Annotated in this window: 12 protein-coding genes and 1 pseudogene; 6 read left to right on the top strand and 7 right to left on the bottom strand. The window is 65.3% G+C overall.

All coding sequences use genetic code 11. From position 1 onward, the window contains the following. A partial coding sequence (locus BI343_RS06180; RefSeq protein WP_139165664.1) for a magnesium transporter occupies positions 1-639 on the top strand: 639 nt, incomplete at its 5' end. 110 nt (positions 640-749) lie between these two features. On the opposite strand, the pseudogene BI343_RS20315 reads toward BI343_RS06180, so the two are convergent. Next, positions 750-1,693, bottom strand: a pseudogene (locus tag BI343_RS20315) (ornithine cyclodeaminase family protein). After that, positions 1,680-2,645, bottom strand: a complete 966-nt coding sequence (locus BI343_RS06170; protein ID WP_071109063.1) for a threonine/serine dehydratase — start codon at positions 2,643-2,645, stop codon at positions 1,680-1,682. Before BI343_RS06170 ends, BI343_RS20315 begins: the two are co-directional and overlap by 14 nt. A 320-nt stretch (positions 2,646-2,965) precedes the next feature. On the opposite strand from BI343_RS06170, the gene BI343_RS06165 reads away from it, so the two are divergent. The 4 genes from BI343_RS06165 (at position 2,966) to BI343_RS06150 (ending at position 8,108) form a co-directional block, all read left to right on the top strand. Next, complete coding sequence (locus BI343_RS06165) at positions 2,966-3,589, top strand: helix-turn-helix transcriptional regulator (protein WP_280513320.1); 624 nt, start codon at positions 2,966-2,968, stop codon at positions 3,587-3,589. A 179-nt stretch (positions 3,590-3,768) separates the two neighbouring features. Next, positions 3,769-6,009, top strand: a complete 2,241-nt coding sequence (locus tag BI343_RS06160) for a M9 family metallopeptidase (RefSeq protein WP_071109062.1) — start codon at positions 3,769-3,771, stop codon at positions 6,007-6,009. Between the two features lie 163 nt (positions 6,010-6,172). Next, on the top strand, positions 6,173-6,913 hold the full coding sequence (locus BI343_RS06155) for an AraC family transcriptional regulator (protein ID WP_244886587.1): 741 nt from the start codon (positions 6,173-6,175) through the stop codon (positions 6,911-6,913). A gap of 76 nt (positions 6,914-6,989) precedes the next feature. Continuing rightward, positions 6,990-8,108: a MalY/PatB family protein gene (locus tag BI343_RS06150; protein ID WP_071109061.1), complete on the top strand. Its 1,119-nt coding sequence runs from the start codon at positions 6,990-6,992 to the stop codon at positions 8,106-8,108. 10 nt (positions 8,109-8,118) lie between these two features. Here the strand turns inward: BI343_RS06150 and BI343_RS06145 are convergent, their stop codons facing one another. After that, positions 8,119-9,432 (bottom strand): hypothetical protein, encoded by a 1,314-nt coding sequence (locus BI343_RS06145; RefSeq protein WP_071109060.1) that lies wholly within the window; start codon positions 9,430-9,432, stop codon positions 8,119-8,121. A gap of 216 nt (positions 9,433-9,648) precedes the next feature. Here BI343_RS06145 and BI343_RS06140 point away from each other — a divergent pair, with 216 nt between their 5' ends. Beyond that, complete coding sequence (locus tag BI343_RS06140; RefSeq protein ID WP_071109059.1) at positions 9,649-10,488, top strand: heme-binding protein; 840 nt, start codon at positions 9,649-9,651, stop codon at positions 10,486-10,488. Positions 10,489-10,897: 409 nt separating this feature from the next. Here BI343_RS06140 and vioE read toward each other — a convergent pair whose 3' ends face one another. The 4 genes from vioE to vioB are packed head-to-tail and all read right to left on the bottom strand — an operon-like array spanning position 10,898 to position 16,891. Beyond that, positions 10,898-11,473 carry a violacein biosynthesis enzyme VioE gene (gene vioE / locus BI343_RS06135; RefSeq protein ID WP_071109058.1) on the bottom strand — a complete coding sequence of 192 codons (576 nt, stop codon included), beginning with the start codon at positions 11,471-11,473 and terminating at the stop codon, positions 10,898-10,900. A gap of 9 nt (positions 11,474-11,482) precedes the next feature. Further along, positions 11,483-12,604 (bottom strand): flavin-dependent violacein biosynthesis monooxygenase VioD, encoded by a 1,122-nt coding sequence (gene vioD, locus BI343_RS06130; protein WP_071109057.1) that lies wholly within the window; start codon positions 12,602-12,604, stop codon positions 11,483-11,485. Then, on the bottom strand, positions 12,604-13,893 hold the full coding sequence (vioC, locus tag BI343_RS06125) for an NADP-dependent violacein biosynthesis oxygenase VioC (protein WP_071109056.1): 1,290 nt from the start codon (positions 13,891-13,893) through the stop codon (positions 12,604-12,606). Before vioC ends, vioD begins: the two co-directional genes overlap by 1 nt. A gap of 1 nt (position 13,894) precedes the next feature. After that, on the bottom strand, positions 13,895-16,891 hold the full coding sequence (gene vioB / locus BI343_RS06120) for an iminophenyl-pyruvate dimer synthase VioB (protein WP_071109055.1): 2,997 nt from the start codon (positions 16,889-16,891) through the stop codon (positions 13,895-13,897). Between the last annotated feature and the right edge of the window lie 66 nt (positions 16,892-16,957).

Raw genomic sequence — 16,957 nt, 5'->3', positions numbered from 1 at the left:
GGCGCGCTGTACGAGCGCGAAATCGCCGCCTTGATCCGCGATGAAGGCACCGACGACGCCCAGCGCCAAGGCGCCAGCCTGCCGCTGGACACGCCGTACCTGAGCACCAGTCCATGGGGCCTGTGGAAGAAGCGCCTGCCCTGGCTGCTGCTGTTGTTCGCCGCCGAAGCTTACACCAGCACCATCCTGCAGGTATTCGAGGAACAACTGGAGGCAGTGATCGCGCTCGCCTTCTTCATTCCGCTGCTGATCGGCACCGGCGGCAACAGCGGCACGCAGATCACGTCCACCCTGGTGCGCGCCATGGCGGTGGGCGAAGTGGGGCTGCGCAATCTGGGCGCCGTGCTGCGCAAGGAAGTCACCACCTCGTTCATGATCGCGCTGGCGATAGGCATGGTGGGCTTGCTGCGGGCCTGGATGCTGGGCGTCGGCCATGAAGTGGCGCTGGTGGTGTGTTTGACGCTGGTGGCCATCACGGTGTGGAGCGCCATCGTGTCGTCCATCATTCCGATGCTGCTGAAGAAGATTCGCATCGACCCCGCCGTGGTGTCCGCCCCCTTCATCGCCACCTTCATCGACGGCACCGGCCTGGTGATCTACTTCAACATCGCCAAGCTGATCATCACCGACCTGGCCTGACGCCAGAGCGCCCCCCCTCGTCCGCCACCCGCTGTCATGTCGGGCGGCGCCATTCGAAAAGCAGTCAGCCCGTTCCTGATGGAACGGGCTGACTGCTTCCCGCGCCCGCCTCAGCCAGTCTGTTCGAGCACGCTGGCTGCGATGGCCGCGTCCTGGACGCCGATGCCGGTCAGATCGGCCAGCGTGATCTGATCGTCGCTGCGCCGCAAACTCCGGCCTTGGGCCAGCGCATCACCCAGTTCTACGATGCGGGACGGCGCCAGCAGCCCTGCATTGACCGCGTGCGACAATTCGCCGTAGGCCACGCACTGCGCCAACGAATCGGCGACCACCACATCCGCTTCCGCCGCGATGGCCGGGTCCAGTTCCTGTTTGCCCGGTCCGTCCGCCCCCAGCGCGGTGATGTGCGTGCCCGGCCGTATCCAGCCGCGCTGCAGCAGCGGCCCGCGCGACGGCGTCGCCGTGACGATCAGGTTCGCCTGCGCAGCCACCTCGCGCGGATCGGCCGCCGCGAGCGCGCGGAAGCCCAGTTGCGCGGCAAAGGCGCAGAAGCGGCGGCCTGCTCCGGTTGCCGGCTCCAAACCCGCACGTCACGACAATCCGTGACCTGCATCAGTTGCTCCAGTTGCGCGCGCGCCTGCTCGCCCGCCCCCAGCAAACCTATCGCCTCGACCTTCGCCGGCGCCAATAAACTGGCCGCCAGCCGCCCGGCAAGCGCGGTCCGCATCGTGGTCAGCCAACCTTGGTCCTGCAACAACGCCAGCACCCTGCCGTCCGTGGCCGACAGCGCTAGCACCAGGCCGTCGTTGCTGGGCAAGCAGCGCGCCGGGTTGTCGTAGAAACCGGTGGATATCTTCACTGCCAACACCTTCTCTCCGGCGATATAAGCCGATTTGACGCAGCAATCGCCGTTGGCGTCGGCGAAGTGGAAGTTCTGCACCGGCGCCGACAGAACATCGCCGCGCGAGTAGGCGATGAAGCCAGCCCTCACCCTGGCCAGCGCCCGGTCGGCGTCGAAGCGCGTGATGATGGCGTTCTTGTCAAGCAGCTTCATGGCAAGCCTCCAGGAAAGTCTCCAGCTTGATGTTGCGGCCGCACAGCACCACCGCCACCGGCTGGCCGCGGTAGGCCTCGGCCAGTTGGAACAGCCCCGCCATCGCGACGCCGGCCGCGCCCTCGACGATCCAGCGCTCGGTCTCGGCGATCTTGCGCATCGCGGCCTTGATCGCCGCCTCGTCCACCAGCGCGGTCTTGTCTATCACCCGCTGCGCGATGGGCAAAGTGATTGCGCCAGGCTCCACGCCGCCTGCGGTGCCGTCGGAAATGGTGTCCAGCTCCTCGTATTCGACGATCTCGCCGGCCAGCATGCTCTGATACAGCGCCTGGGAATGGCGCGGCCAACAGCCGACGATCTCGGTGTTCGGACTCATCATCTCCAACGCGGAGCCGATGCCGGAAATCATGCCGCCGCCGCCCACCGACGCGAACACCGCCGCCAGGCCGGGATGCTGCTCGGCCAGCTCCATCCCTATCGTGCCCTGGCCGGCGATGACGTCGACGTCGTTGTACGGCGAGACGAAGGGCAGCCCCGCCTGCTCGGCAAGCCGCGCGGCCTCCAACTCCACTTCCAACATCGGCGCATCGATGACGACCACCTTCGCGCCGTGGGCGCGGATCGCGTCCAGCTTCACCTCGGACGCCGCGGCCGAGGCGTACACCGTAACCGGCACGCCGGCCAGCTTGCCGGCCAGCGCCACGCCCAGACCGTGGTTGCCGCTGGACACGGTAGCGACGCCCGTCCGGCGAGACATGGCGTCCAGCAGCCGGATCTTGTTGCTGGCGCCGCGGAACTTGAAGGAGCCTGTGTGTTGCAGGTGCTCGCACTTCAAATACACTTCGCAGCCGGTCAGCGCCGACAGCGCCGGGCTGTGGTTCAAAGGCGTGACGGCGACCTGCGGCCGCAATGCCCGATGGGCATCGAGTATGCACTGGTACAAATCGTTCATGATCTTGCGTCCTGTAAAATGGCCCGGCGACGCACTGCGACAACCGCGCGGGATGGAGTTGAGACAAATTAAATATAGACAAAAATTACAAAATAGACAATTTATACAAAAAAATATCTCTAAGATCACGAACCCATCCAGCGAAAAACCAAGGCAACCTCGCCGAAAAACCTTGCTAAAAAGGCAATTAGCTGCGGAAAAAGATCCTGCCGACGAGTGCGACATTCAGGCAACACTGTCCAAAACAGAGACAAATTGTCTATAATACAAACCATCGCTCACTTCTGTCCGCTGTCATGCATCGAACCCAGCCTTCCCCGGTGAAAGATCTGCTGCTGAATCGCTACGCCCATATCGCCGACGGCATCGCCGCCTTGTTTCATCCCTATGTCGAAGTGGTGATTCATGACCTGCGCGATCAGACCGTGCTGCATATCGCCCACAATCTGTCCCGCCGCGAAACAGGCGACGACTCCGCCCTGGAAGAAATACCAGGCACCGCTCGGGAACGCGTCGTCGGCCCCTACGAAAAACTCAACTGGGACGGCCGCAGGATGCGCAGCGTCAGCGCGGTGCTGTTCGACGATCAGGCCCGGCCAGCCGGCATGATGTGCATCAACTTCAATATCGCAGTGTTCGATGAGATGCGCGGGGCGCTGGACATCCTGCTCCAGGGCGCCGGCGTGCGGCCGCAGCCGGCCGAACTGTTCCGCGACGACTGGCAGGAGCGCATCAATCTGTTCCTGCACGGCTGGCTGCGCGAGCGCGGCGCCAGCCTCAACACTCTGGGGCGCGCCCAGAAACGGGAACTGGTGGATGCGCTGCACGCGGAAGGCGCTTTCAGCGGCAAAAGCGCGGTCAATTACGTGGCCAACGTCCTGGGAATGGGCCGCGCCACGGTATACAAACGGATCAAGGAGTTGCGCGAGGCCGAGGACCAGTAGGCCGGTCACCGCCACTTTCCCATGGCCAAGCCAGGCCGCGCCGCTCGCCGCGCACGACGGAGCCGGAACGCATTTGGCAAATCTGCGCGCGGCGGCGGAAAGACTCGGCAAGAAATGCGCAAGGACACTAGGCATGATTTTCGGGTCAGGGAAACGCCCTGATTTTCCGGAGACAAAACATGCGAAGCATCTCACTTGCCGCGCTGTGCATCGCCGTGGCCGCCGCGCTGGCGACGCCTGCCCAGGCATCGCCCAAGCTTTACAAAACGCCGCACCAAGCGAAAATGCAGAGCCGGCAACCGGCCGCGCCGCGGCTGTGGCAGCATCGTCCGCCGACGGACTTCCAAGCCCTCTATCGACTGCAGGACAACCGCACCGTGATCGGCCGGCCGCAGAAGAAACTGATCCGACACGCCGCCACGCCGCAATGCCAGGACATGAACGCGCTGGCCAGCCACAGCGGCGCCGACCTTGCCAACTATCTGGCCACTCTGCCCGACTACACCTGCGCTTACGGCCTGTTTGCGCTGGATAAGAACCTGGCAGCAACGATCTTCACGCCCTCGAATCTCAACGCCGTGGCCGGCCGCTTCGCTCAGGAGGCTGCGGCCTATGACGCCTCGTCGATGGCGCTGGTGAACCTCACGCTTTATCTGCGCGCCGGCTACTATCTGGCCAGCACCGGCACGCTGCCGGCGCTGGACGCCAATCTGCAGGCCGTGCTGCGCCCCGGCATCAAGCAACTGGCTGACGGCTCGGCGCTGTTCGCCGCCAACGCCCAGGCGCCCACCACCGCCAACGAGGTGATGACGCTGATCACCAATATGGCGGACGAGGCCTATTATCTGCCCTCGATGCGCGCCATCATCCAGCGCTACACCAACAGCGCGGCCAATCCAAACGCGGCTCAGGCCCTGCGGGAAAGCTCGGCCAGCCGCGGCTTCACTGGCGCGCTGACTGTGCTTTTCTACGCCCATGGCCGCGCCAATGCCCTGCCGCTGCTGCAGAATGACGGCAGCTATGCGGCGGCGCTGACTCAGTTCGTGCTGGCGGATAAAACCAGCCTGATCGGCACCGAAAGCGCCTTCCAACTGGGCGACGCCACCCGCGAGGGGCTGCGCTTCATGCAGTACCCGGCGCTGCTGCCTTCGATCAAGCCCCAGGCCAAGACCATCCTGGCCGGCAGCAGCATGACCGGCGCCGGCAACGAAATGTGGCTGGCAGCCGCCGAAGCGGTGAAATACTACGATGCCAGCCATTGCAGCGAATATGGCACCTGCAATTTTGAAACCCGGCTCGCCGACGCCGTCCTGGTCAAGCGCTACACCTGCAGCCCCACCATCCGCATCCGCGCACAGGAAATGACCGACGAGCAGATGCAATCATCGTGCGCGCTGCTGCAAAAGGAAGAATCGTATTTCCACCAGATGCTGCAAACCCACAAACAGCCGGTAGCCGACGACGACAACACCTCGCTGGAGGTGGTCGTGTTCGACGACTACGACAATTACGCCAAGTACGCCGGCGTGATTTACGGCATCGGCACCGACAATGGCGGCATGTATGTGGAAGGCAATCCGGCCGATCCGAACAACCAGGCCCGCTTCATCGCCCACGAAGCGTCCTGGCTGCGCCCGGTGTTCAAAGTGTGGAATCTGGAGCATGAATACATCCACTACCTGGACGGCCGCTTCGACATGTATGGCGACTTCGCCGCCGCCACCCAGCAGCCGACCGTATGGTGGATAGAGGGGCTGGCCGAATATCTCTCCTTGCGCAACGACAACCAGACCGCCATCGACGTCGCCAAGACCGGCAACTACAAGCTGAGCCAGATCTTCGGCAACACCTACGACATGCCGGACTATGTCACCCGCGCCTACCGCTGGGGCTATATGGCCACCCGCTTCATGTTCGAGCGGCACCGCGCCGATATCGACGCCATGCTGCCGCTATGGCGCAAAGGCGACTACGCGGGCGGCTATATGGGATTGATGCGGCAGATCGGCAGCCGCTACGACGCTGAATTCGCCGCCTGGGCGCAAACCGCCTCCACCGCCGGCCAGCCTCCGCTGCCTCCAGCTTCCAGCCTGCCGCCATGCAATGAAGGCTATCCGAACCGGCTGGGCAAGAACTGCTCGATCACCGCGTCCGCCGCCGGCGCCGCCTACGCCACCATTCTGCTGCCTGCCGGCGCGCGCAATCTGCGGCTATGGACCAGCGGCGGCACCGGGGATGTGGATCTTTATGTCGCCAAGGACCGCTACCCGACGCCATCCAGCTATGACTACGCCTCTACCGGCGTCGGCAATGAGGAGTCCGTCGCCATTCCCTTGCCGCAAAGCGGGCATTGGTATTATCTGACTCTGCAGGCGAAGCAGCCGTTTGCCAGCGTCAGCGTCAATGCCAGTTACGAATAATCCAATCAGCCGCGGCGCAGCCCTCGCCGCGGCTTTCTTGCAAAATGCATGAAGTTGATCCATGTTATCCATGTAAATGCCAAGTAAATAATTGGCAACCGGGATGGCATAGCCACCTCGCCGCCGCCAGGCGGCCTTGCGCAAGGATCGTCACAACGTGCACATGTCCCTTCAGCAGCCATTTCTGATCAGCGAGCTGCCCGCCGCCCGTGCAATGGCATCGCTGTTCGACCACCTGCCCGATGTGGTATTCGCGATCAAGGACTTGAACAGCCGCTACCTTGCGCTCAGCGAAGGCTGCGTGGCGCGCTGCGCGCTGCGCAACCGCTGCCAGGCGGAGGGCCGCACCGCGCATGAGCTGTTTCCCAGCGCCATGGCGGACCGCTACCACGCGCAAGACCGTTCGCTGTACGCCGAGCGCGCGCCGCTGCGCAACCGGCTTGACCTGACCGTCTACCCCGACGGCGCCCACGGCTGGTGCCTGACCAGCAAGCAGCCGCTGCAGCATCCGGATGGACAACTGCTCGGCCTGGTCTGCATTTCGAAAGATCTGGCCGATCTGACCCGGGAAAAGCTGCTGGATGAGCGCTTCGCCGCTTGCGTAGACCACATCCAGACCCACTACCACCGCACGCTTCATCTGGACGAGCTGTGTGAGCTATCCGGCCTCAGCATCGGCCAGCTGGATCGGCGCATGAAACGCGTGTTTCAACTCTGTACCGGCGACTTCATCCGCCGGACCCGCATGGATGCGGCCAGCCACGCCATTCGACACAGCCATCGGCCTCTGGCGGAGATCGCCACGGCTTGCGGCTTCTCCGACCAGAGCGCCCTCACCAGGCTATGCCGCCAGTTGCTGGGCATCAGTCCTCGCCAGCTCAGAATCGGCCAGAATCGCGGCTGAAGCGCAGCACGGATCCGGCGCGCTGGGATATGATGGAATCCATTCAACCGTTTCTCTGGGAGAGTCGGTTACCGCCATGGATTTCGATCGCCTCATAGACCGCCGCGGCACCGCCAGCGAGAAATGGGACAAATACGCCGGGCGCGACATCCTGCCGATGTGGGTGGCCGACATGGACTTCGCCGCCGCGCCCGCCATCCTGCGCGCCCTGCGTCAGCGGATAGACCACGGCGTGTTCGGCTATACCCATGTTCCGGCCTCGCTTGTCGAGGCGGCGCAAGCGCATCTGATGGCGCATTACGGCTGGGCCATCCAGCCCGAATGGCTGGTCTGGCTGCCTGGCCTGGTGCCGGCGCTGAATGTGTCGTGCCGCGCGGTTGGCGCCCCCGACGATGCCGTATTGACCACGACGCCTATCTATCCGCCCTTCCTCAGGGTGCCGCAAGAAGCTTCACGCGCGCTCCGCGCCGTCCCCTTGATCATCGGCGATGGCAGCTGGCAATGGGACTGGCCCGCGATGGAACGCGCGGCGCCGGGCGCGAAGCTGCTGTTGCTGAGCCATCCGCACAATCCCACCGGCCGTTGCTGGGACGAGGACGAATTGAAGGCGCTGATCGCTCTGGCCAAACGGCACGATCTGATCATCTGTTCGGACGAAATCCATTGCGATCTGATCCTGGCGCCGCGGCGCCATCGTCCGCTCGCCGCTGTCGATCCCGACTTCGCCGCGCGCACCATCACCTTGATGTCGCCGTCCAAAACCTGGAACCTGGCCGGCCTGGGCTGCGCCTTCGCCGTCATTCCGGACAGAACGCTGCGCAGCCGCTTTCGCCGCGAGATGTCGCATCTGGTGCCGCCGGTGGGCGCGCTGGCCTATGTCGCGGCGGAAGCCGCCTACCGGAATGGCGAGTTCTGGCGGCAGGCGCTGCTGGACACGCTGCGGCGCAACCGCGACCGGCTGACGCAAGTGTTCGCCGACAGCCGCCTGCCGTTGATTCCACCGGAAGCCACCTATCTGGCCTGGTTCGATGCCCGCGCGGTCCATCCGGACAACCCGTTGCCCGAATTCGAGCGGCTTGGCGTCGGCCTCAGCGATGGCCGGGATTTCGGCAGCCCGGGTTGGCTCAGGCTGAACTTTGGCTGTCCGCCTGCCTTGCTGGAGGAAGCGTTGCGACGGATCATGCCCTTGCTGTGAAAGCGCTTGCTCATGCGGGGGCCGAGCTGTCGCCGCCGGCGGACATCAGCAGCCCGGTATAGGCATAAGCCGCGATATTGCCGAATACGAATTCCACCGCCTGCCTGTCCGGCCAAGCCGCCTTGGAAACCGACTGCAGCAACTGGCAGGCCCCGTCCAAGACTTTGTCGGCGGGACTGTCCGTTTGCCCTTGCGCCCGCGCGGTTTGCAGGTCCCGCACCAGCCGGGCGATGGAAATCGCGTCCGCCAGCCCCATCGGCGCCAGCGCGAAAGCGGCGTCGCCCAGATGCCTGCGCACAATGGCTTGCGACATCAGACGCAGAATGAAGCGAAACGGCAAACCGGTATGAATGGCCAGCAAAACCGGGTCCATGTCCAGCAGCTGGTCAATCGATGACACGCCTTCCGCCTCCAACTGGCTCGCGATGGCGGGCGTCACGCCATCCAGCGAGAGCAAGGGATCCGGTTGATCGGCTTCGTTGGTACTCAGCTTGCTGTTCACCAGCCGGCGCAGCAGCTTGATGATGCTGTCTATCGGCAAGGCCCCGAGCGCAAAAGCCACGCCCACCGCTGCACTGTCCGGCAGCGCCAGCGTGATCGAATACGCGATGGGCACCGCCAGCAGCATGCGCAGCACGTACCAATAGACGTCGGACACATTCAGACAACGCTTGCGCACGCTGTTCACCGCATCGCCCACCACAAACATGTAAGCGCCGCTCATCGCGCTGGCCTGCAGCTCGAAGTGGCCGAACTGCGCCAGATAACCCGTCAGGGGATGGCCGCCCGGCAGTATTTCCTTCAATGGAAACAGCACCACGTAATTGGCCTCGAAAAACACCACGAACAGCAATAGAGTCAACGGCACCATGAAGGCGTCCGGCCCATATTGTTCGCGATAAATCGCGTCGAACAGCCCAGCCGCCTTCGCCTGCTGCTGAGCGTCCGGCCCTGCCTGTCCTCGCGCCAGCGCGCCCGTCGCCTCGGCCCGCCTGTGCCAGAAGTGCCACAGATACTGGGACAAAGCATGTCCCCATAGCTGGTTGCCGAATTCCTCGTAGCGCGTCCACCAGCCGTGGTCGATGAAACGCAGATACGGCGTGGCCGCCAGCATCACCACGAACAGGGTCAGGCCGCCGGCGAGCAATGCCAGGATCAACGGCAATTGCAGTCCGATGCCCATCGCCAGCGACAAAGTCAGGCTGAGCAGGATGATCGCCGCGCCGATGCGCCGCCCGACCTTGCGATGGCTCGCGACCGGCGGATCTTCCTCCGCCACCACGTAAGAATCGTCAAGCGCCGGGTTGTCGATAGGATTCGCCATCATTCTCTCCATTGTGGTGAACGTAAACCGCGCCCGGCCGCCCCGTTGCGCGCGTCTTGACATCGCCTCTGCCCTATCTATAACCAGCACATGCCAAATATTCCATTGTGCCAACATGGATAAGTAATAACACTTACATGGCATGAAGCACTTGCAAGAGGAATCGTTCGTTTGAAGGGCACTACCGTCCGCACATTTACGTGGGAGAGTCGATACATGAATCTGCTGCAACGCGCCGCCACACCAATCAAACAAGCCCAGCACAATCTGGGACCGCTTGCCGAACTACCCGGCACCTGGGTGGGACATGGCTATAACCTGATCGCCGTGCCGGACTTCCAGAACAAGCAAATCTTCCGTCTGATCGTCAACGCCACCAAGGAAACCCTGACTTTCACGCCCATCGGCGGCCCGATTCCCAACCGCGGCTCGAAACAGGACGACATTCTCCTGTACGGACTCACCTATCTGCAGCAGGTCAACGACGCCGCCACCGACGAGGGCATCCATACAGAGCCTGGCCTGTGGCTGAATGTGCCGCCCACCAGCGATCCGGACGCGCCGTCCACCATCGTGCGCCAGGCCACCATTCCGCATGGCGACTCCTTGCTGGCGCAAGGCCAGGCCTCCAGCGAGGCTCGCGCCCCCGTCATCGACCCCGTCAGCCCGCTGCCCACCCTGCTGCCAGGCACCCCGCAGCCGCCGTTGGGCTACATCGACCCGTATTTGAACGGCCAGTTCCCGCCGGGCTTCGACATGCAAAACCCCAACCAGGCCTTGGTCAATGTGCTGAGCCAGCAGGCGGAGCAAGGGCTGAGGATCGTCAATACCACCAATCTGCCGGTAAGCTCCAAGAACGTCGGCGCCGTCGTCAACATTCCCTTCATCGTGGTCAACGCCAACGCCACGGAGATGAATTCGATATTCTGGATCGAAACCGTGCAGCGCCCGGACGGCAGCCAGTTCCTGCAGCTTCAGTACACGCAGACCGTGCTGCTGGTATTCGATGGCATCGTCTGGCCGCACATATCCGTCGCCACGCTGATCAAGCGCTGAACGCAGGAAGGCGCGCGCCGCTCGGCATGCGCCATCATCACGCGCGGAGGCTACATGACTACCCAGGCCGACTCCAAAAAACCGTTCGGCATGCTGCTCGACCGCGTCAGCGGCCAGCTCAGCGCCGAGGATAAAGTCTGTGGCGACAGCCGGACGCCCCGGCCAACGGCAACAACTACCGCTACATCGCCCATTCGCAGGTGGAGTCCAGCCCGCATGGTTGCTAGTACGCTACCGCGCTGCCGGACGGGCCCGCGCTGATGGGGTTGGAGACGCCCTGGCGCGACCAGCCGTTCTGGCAGCGTAGCGCGGCACTGCCAGCCTTGGCCCCGGATCCCGCCTGAACGCCAGGTTCCAAAGACAAACGGGGCGACCGCGTGGCCGCCCCGTTTCCATTGCCGCTCTAGCGTTAACGGTTCGCGGCGAAAACTTCGCAGGGGATGGCCGCCTCGCTGGCATTGGGAAAGTCGCGCACGGAAGCGCGCGCGGCCTCGTCGCCTGTGACCATGCGCAGCGGGATGCCGCTGGCGGCGTCCAGGTACAACGTGGACGGCCCCTTGCCCGGACGCTGGTAGCGCCAGCCGTCGGCCGCGCGGCCCAGCACCTCCCGACGGCCGATATGGCGGGCGCCCAGCCGGCGCAGCACGTCGCGCGGCAGGAACAGCTCCGCGAAGGGGCCGGTCTCGTCGTCCAGCGGACGCTCGCACAGCTGCTCGCCGGCGGCGGTCCGCTCGCGGCCGTAGGCCACCTTCTGCTTCCAGGTGCGGCCGCTGGCGGCGTTGCCGACCTCGGACATCCACAGCCGGTAGCCGGTGTCGCGCTCAGACCAGGGATTGAACAGCCCGTCGATGCGACAGATGTCGCGCTCGTAGTCGAACCAGCAGTAGCCGGACGTCAGCTGGTCATCCGGCAGCATCGGGCTCCAGTACGACACGTAGGCGCTGCTCCAGCGCGCCGGCAGCAGCGGCGGTTCCTGGTTTTCCATGCGGCCTCCTCAGCGTTGCAGCGCGTAGCGCAGGTTCTGCGCCAGCGCTTCCGGCATCGGCGGCAGCGACTTGCGGCGCGCGTCGAAGCTCTGCACGAACTCGGCGCTGGACAGGTGCATGCGCTCGTCCACCGTCTCGAACCAGACCCGGCTGTTGTCGGCATGGCCGCGGAACAGCTGGACCAGCGGCAGCGCGCGCGCTTCGAAACTCCGCAGCGCGGCCGGCACGCCGTCCTCGGTGCACAGCGCCTTCACCAGCAGCTGGGCCACCACCACCGCCATCGTGGTGCCGTGGCCGATGGAGAAGTGGCCGGACTGCAGCGCGTCGCCCAGCAGCACCAGCTTGCCGTCGTGGCAGCGGTCGTGGCTCAGGGTCATGAAGTTGCGCCAGCCGAGGCCGGGCTGGCTCACCAGGCCGTGGCCGCCCAGCTCGGCCTGGAACACCTTGGCCACGTATTCGGCCGACGCCTCTTCCGACATCTCGCCCAGGCGGGCGCGGGCATAGGTCTCCTCGCTGCACTCGACGACGAAGGTGCTCATCTTGTCCGAGTACTTGTAAGCATGGGCGATGAAGATGTCCTTGCCGTGGGCGCGGAACACCAGGTTCATCTGGTCGAACAGCTGGCGGGTGCCGTACCAGATGTATTTGTTGCGGCCGTAATCCACTTGCGGCGCCAGCACCTCGGTGAAGTGGGCGGTCTTGTGATTGACGCCGTTGGCCAGCACCACCAGGTCGTAGTCGGCCAGCGGCAGCTCGCCATGCTCCAGCAGCGGCGATTCAAAGCGGATGGCGATACCCTGCGAACGGCACTTGTCGCGCAAGGCGTGCACCAGGCCGCGGCGCTCCACGCCGCACAGCAGCACGCCGGTGCTCATCAGGCTGGGCTCGTTGTGATGCACCAGCTTGAAGTCTTCCAGGAACTGCGGATTCAGCCTTTCCGGCGCGTCCAGGTAGGACAGTGGATTGGCCGGATGCTGGCCGGGCTTCCCCGGCAGCACCACGCCCCAGCCCAGCACTTCCTGCTCGTCGTTCTTTTCGACGATATCTATCGCCCACTGCGGACGCGCCTGTTTCAGTTGGCTGGCGAACACCAGGCCGGCCGGCCCCGCGCCTATGACCAGAATCTTCATCAGTTGACCCTCCCTATCTTGTACCAAACGTTCTGTTTTCTCTGGATCTGCTGCAGTCTGTCGTACGGCTCGGACGTGAAGTACAGCTTCTCCGCCATGTCCGGCGGGTAAAGGCCGGGAAACTTGCTATGCATGTAGCGGGTGTAGCGGGCCCGCATGAAGAAGATGGGATTGGAGCAGCTGAGCACGTCGTAGTTGGCGCGCGCCATGTCCTGCATCGCGTCGGCCTGCACCTTGCGCAGCTCGGTGAACTCGGGAAAGGCCTTGTCCTGGTCGCCCTGGTGGCGGTCCAGCAGCTCGACGAAGGCGCGCGCGTCCTCCAGCGCCATATTCATGCCCTGGCCGAGGAAAGGCGCGGTGGCGTGGGCGGCGTCGCCCAGCAGCAGCACATTGCCCTTGTAATGAAAGGTGCTGGAGCGGACGTTGATCAGGTCGTTGCTGGGTTTGGCCAGGAACTGGCGCAGCATCTCGTCGCGCGCATCCCGCGGCAGCTTGGCGAAGTAGCGGTCGAAGAAGGCGCGCATCGTCGGCTCGTCTGTGGTGGTCAGGCTGGGGCTGCCGCTATAGGGCAGGCAGACCGCGATGCTGACGCTGCCGTCCGGGATGGTGGCGGCGCGGCCTGCGAACAGGCCGCCGGAGTCCATGCCGAAGAAATACAGCGTGTCCTTGCGGTAGCCCAGCGCCGCCGCGTCCGGCAGCACCAGCGTCTTGTAGCCGTGGCGGAAGAAAGACTGCTGGAACTCGAAGCGGCGCAGCCCGCTCTGCATCGCCTGCCGCACCGCCGAGTGCGCGCCGTCGGCGCCGATGATCATATCGCCCTGCAAGCGCTGCGGCTGGCCGTCCTTGCCCTGGATCAGCACCGACTTGCCGTCGAGGTCCACGTCCAGGCACTTATGCTCGAAGTAGTAGCGGACGCCGGCCAGGTTGGCGTACTTGTTCAGCAGCTTCTGGAACGCCGCGCGGTTCAGCGACAGCGGGCGGAAATCCTCCAGCGGCTTGAGCTCCCGCATCCGGTACTGGCCGCCGACGGAAAACGCCATCGCCACGATGGGTTCGCCGCAGGCGTCCAGTTCCGCGCGCGGTATGCCGGCGGCCAGCACCGCCTTGATGCCGCGCACGGTCATGCTGACGCCTATGGCCCGCGAGCTGACCACGTCCACATAGGACGACAGGTCTTGCAGCGGGTCGCCGCGCTTTTCCACCACGTGGACCTCGTAGCCGCGCTTCGCCAGGTAGATGGCGGTCAGCCCGCCGGCGAGCCCGCCTCCGACTATGATTGCTCTTTTCATTTCAGGCCTCTCTAGAAAGCTTTCCACAAGCCAAATCCAGCATCTGCCGGCGGTAGAAATCCAGCAGTTCCATTTGCGCGTCGGGCAGCCAGCCCGGCTCCAGCATCGACGCCTGCTCCAGCAGGCGCTCGCAGCGCCGCGCCAGCATTCGGCAGCCCAGCGCGTAGTCGTCGTAGCTGCGCGTGTCCACCGGCCCCGGCAGCGGCGGCCCGGCGGTGCGTCCGGCGACGCCGGATGGCAGGTTCATCAGCGCGCAGGACAGCGGCCGCAGCAAGCCGGTCATCAAGTCGATCGCCGCGTTCATCAGCCGCGAGCGCCTGAGGCTGCCCAGCGGCTTGACCGCGAAGTGCTGCGCCATCATCGCGAACATCAGCTCGTACACGCCCTGGTACAGCGCCATGAACGCGCGCGCTCGTCCGTCCGCCACGCGCTGGCAGCCTGTCGACTCGTCCAGCACCGGGTTGCGCAGCGCCGGCAAGGCCGGCTCGAACGGCGCGGGCTGCGCCATGATGCGGGCCGACAACTCCCGCAGCCGCTGGAAATGCGAATGCTCGTAATGCGGCGAGTCCAGCGCGCCGCCCTCGCCCTGCTCGGTGACGAAGGCGATGCCGAACAGCGCGCTGTCGCGGTCGAACACCTCCAGCTGATAGCCGGGATGGGCGCGGTTGGTCAGCTCGTTGAGGAACAAGTGGTGCTCGCCGCCGCGCTTGCCGGCCTCGCCGCCGAACAGGTCGGGCAGATCGAGAAAGGCCTGGCGGATGGCGGCGTAGCAGTCGGCGATGGATTTGCCCGGCGCGGGGATGAAGTGCGGCCATTCCAGCCGGACGAAGCGCGCCAGCGTCGATTCGGAGAACGGCTCCAGCGCGAATTCGGTGTCCAGGCCGAACGCCTGCCGCGCCGCCTCGCCCATCAGCGGCACGCCGGCGTAGAACGGCTCGCCCAGCGCCATCAGCAGATTGTTGACCACCAGGTAATGGATCATCTCCTCGTGGGCGATCTCCAGCAGCGCGGCGCGGATGCCGCCGTCGCGGCGCCGGTCGCCGCCGCCGCAGGCCAGCTGCAGCTGCTCCGCCGTCCACGCGCCGTCGCGCACCCGCTGCTGGCCCTGGGCGTAATTGGGAATGGAATAGGCGGCGTACAGGTACTGCAGCATCACCGACAACTCCAGATCCACCGCCTTGCGCAGCTCGGCCGCCAGCTGGGCTTTGCTCTCGATGCGCGCCGGCCCAGCCGGCGGCGGCGCCTGCAGCCTGGCCTGGCCCTCGACATGGGCCAGATACTTGAGGAACAGCCTGGCCTTGGGCGCCGACAGCTCGCGGGTGCTGGGCATGTAGTAGCTCTTGTTCCGGTTCTGCGGATCGCACATCTGCCACATCAGCCTGGCGTAGGTCTCGCACTTGCAGCGGTCGGCCAGGCTGAACACCTTGTCGGACATGAACGGGTAGACCAGCTCGTAATAGGCCATCACGTGGCGGTACAGGAAGGCGTAATCGACCTCCTCCACCGTCGCGTCGTCCAGCGCCCAGTCGTCCGGCAGCACCCGCAGCGTGATCGCCTCCGCGCCGTCGTCGAGCACGATGCGCGCCGGGCCAGGCCGCAGGCCGGTTAGCTGCCATTCAGTGGAAATGCCGTCCTGGCGCGACTCCACGCCGACCAGACCCATCCCCTCGATCCGGTGGGGAATGTCCAGGCGCGCGCGGGCCTCGCCGCGGAAATAGCTGCGCAGCGCGATGTTTTCCGGAAAGAAGCGGCCGTGGCGGCGGTCCGGCGCTTCCAGGTAAAGATTGGAGGCGTCGGACTGCGTGACCCAGTCCTGCTCGCGCCATTCGGCCAACTCGCTGGACAGCGTCAGCGAGCCACTGGGCTCGCGCAGCAGCGGCAGGTCGACGATGCCGTGGTTCGTCCAGTAATCCTGGTACAGCACCTGCGGCACCCGCGCCAGCAACGCGCCGTCCTCGTCGCGCAGCAGCAGGTCGCCCAACGGCAGCTTGGCCCCGAGATCGGGCGTCAGCCTGTCCGGCGCGGACGGCTGCGCCGCCCGGGTGGAGAACGGAATGGCGCAGGCCAGATTCAGCGCCACGCGGCCGCCGCTTACGCGCAGCGTCAGATCGCCCAGCCCGGGCTGGCGCGGACGCAGCAGCCGGCCGGCCGGGTAGCTGGCCAGTTCACCGCGCCGCCACAGGCCGACCACGCCGACCATGTCGTGGAACACCGGCGAGTTGGGTTGCGGCGGCGTCGACATATTGAACAGCGCGTACTGCACCGTCAGGCCGAGCACGTCGTCGTCCTCCAGCGCCAGCTGCAGCCTGCGCCAGGCTTCGGAATCGAACGGCCCAGGGTGGAAGAGGAAGTGCGGATGGTCTTTGGGCACCGAGAACTGGAACAGCCGCGCCAGGCCGAACTCCTCGTCCAGGAAATGGCCGCCGCGCTCGGCGATGTGGCCGCCGCGCGTCCAGCGCGCGCCGTAGCTGTCGTCGATGTCGGCGGTGAACAGCCACGGCGTGCCCGGTCCGGCGCCGGCCGGGCTGATCGTGAACTGCCCGGCGTAGATCTGCGCCGCGTCGCGGCGGGTGGGGTCGCTGTCCACCCATCGCGCGCGGTTGAAGGTGGTGCGCAGGTAGTCGTTGTAATGCCCCCACAGCGCCAGCTTGGCGCCGACCAGGCCATCGCAGCGGTCCGCGTCCCCGCCGTCCCACTGCACGTGGCTGACGGTGGCGTTCTCCCAGGAGAAGTGGTTGTTGCCGGCCGCGTTGTAGCCCTCGGCCAGGCTGAACGGCCCTTCCGGGTCAGGCCGGCCGTCCAGGCCGAAACGCGGCCCCAGCGACCGCAGGTGGCGGTGGAACTCGGTCGGATGGCGCGCGAGGTCGAAGGGTTCGCCGGCCATGGCCACCGTATTGCTGGCCATGTCGATCTGGCCGTGCGGATCGCGGTTGGCGGTGGGCGCGTTGACGCGCGCCCAGCCGCGGAAATGGATGCGTGGAAAATCCAGAATGCTCATGTGTCTCCCGATGGATGGTGGCCGACTTTGGCCCGCTGAAGCGGCCAGATGCTGCGTCCAAGCCGG

The organism is Chromobacterium amazonense (assembly GCF_001855565.1).
GTDB classification, from domain to species: Bacteria; Pseudomonadota; Gammaproteobacteria; order Burkholderiales; family Chromobacteriaceae; genus Chromobacterium; species Chromobacterium amazonense.
This window is presented reverse-complemented; position numbering and strand designations above follow the sequence as displayed.

What these genes read in the sequence shown, in the direction of transcription:
- BI343_RS06150 (WP_071109061.1), top strand. Translation starts at nt 6,990, where the DNA reads ATGGATTTCGATCGCCTCATAGACCGCCGCGGCACCGCCAGCGAGAAA.
- vioD (WP_071109057.1), bottom strand. Translation starts at nt 12,604, where the DNA reads ATGAAGATTCTGGTCATAGGCGCGGGGCCGGCCGGCCTGGTGTTCGCC.
- BI343_RS06155 (WP_244886587.1), top strand. Translation starts at nt 6,173, where the DNA reads ATGTCCCTTCAGCAGCCATTTCTGATCAGCGAGCTGCCCGCCGCCCGT.
- BI343_RS06160 (WP_071109062.1), top strand. Translation starts at nt 3,769, where the DNA reads ATGCGAAGCATCTCACTTGCCGCGCTGTGCATCGCCGTGGCCGCCGCG.
- vioC (WP_071109056.1), bottom strand. Translation starts at nt 13,893, where the DNA reads ATGAAAAGAGCAATCATAGTCGGAGGCGGGCTCGCCGGCGGGCTGACC.
- vioE (WP_071109058.1), bottom strand. Translation starts at nt 11,473, where the DNA reads ATGGAAAACCAGGAACCGCCGCTGCTGCCGGCGCGCTGGAGCAGCGCC.
- BI343_RS06140 (WP_071109059.1), top strand. Translation starts at nt 9,649, where the DNA reads ATGAATCTGCTGCAACGCGCCGCCACACCAATCAAACAAGCCCAGCAC.
- vioB (WP_071109055.1), bottom strand. Translation starts at nt 16,891, where the DNA reads ATGAGCATTCTGGATTTTCCACGCATCCATTTCCGCGGCTGGGCGCGC.
- BI343_RS06145 (WP_071109060.1), bottom strand. Translation starts at nt 9,432, where the DNA reads ATGGCGAATCCTATCGACAACCCGGCGCTTGACGATTCTTACGTGGTG.
- BI343_RS06170 (WP_071109063.1), bottom strand. Translation starts at nt 2,645, where the DNA reads ATGAACGATTTGTACCAGTGCATACTCGATGCCCATCGGGCATTGCGG.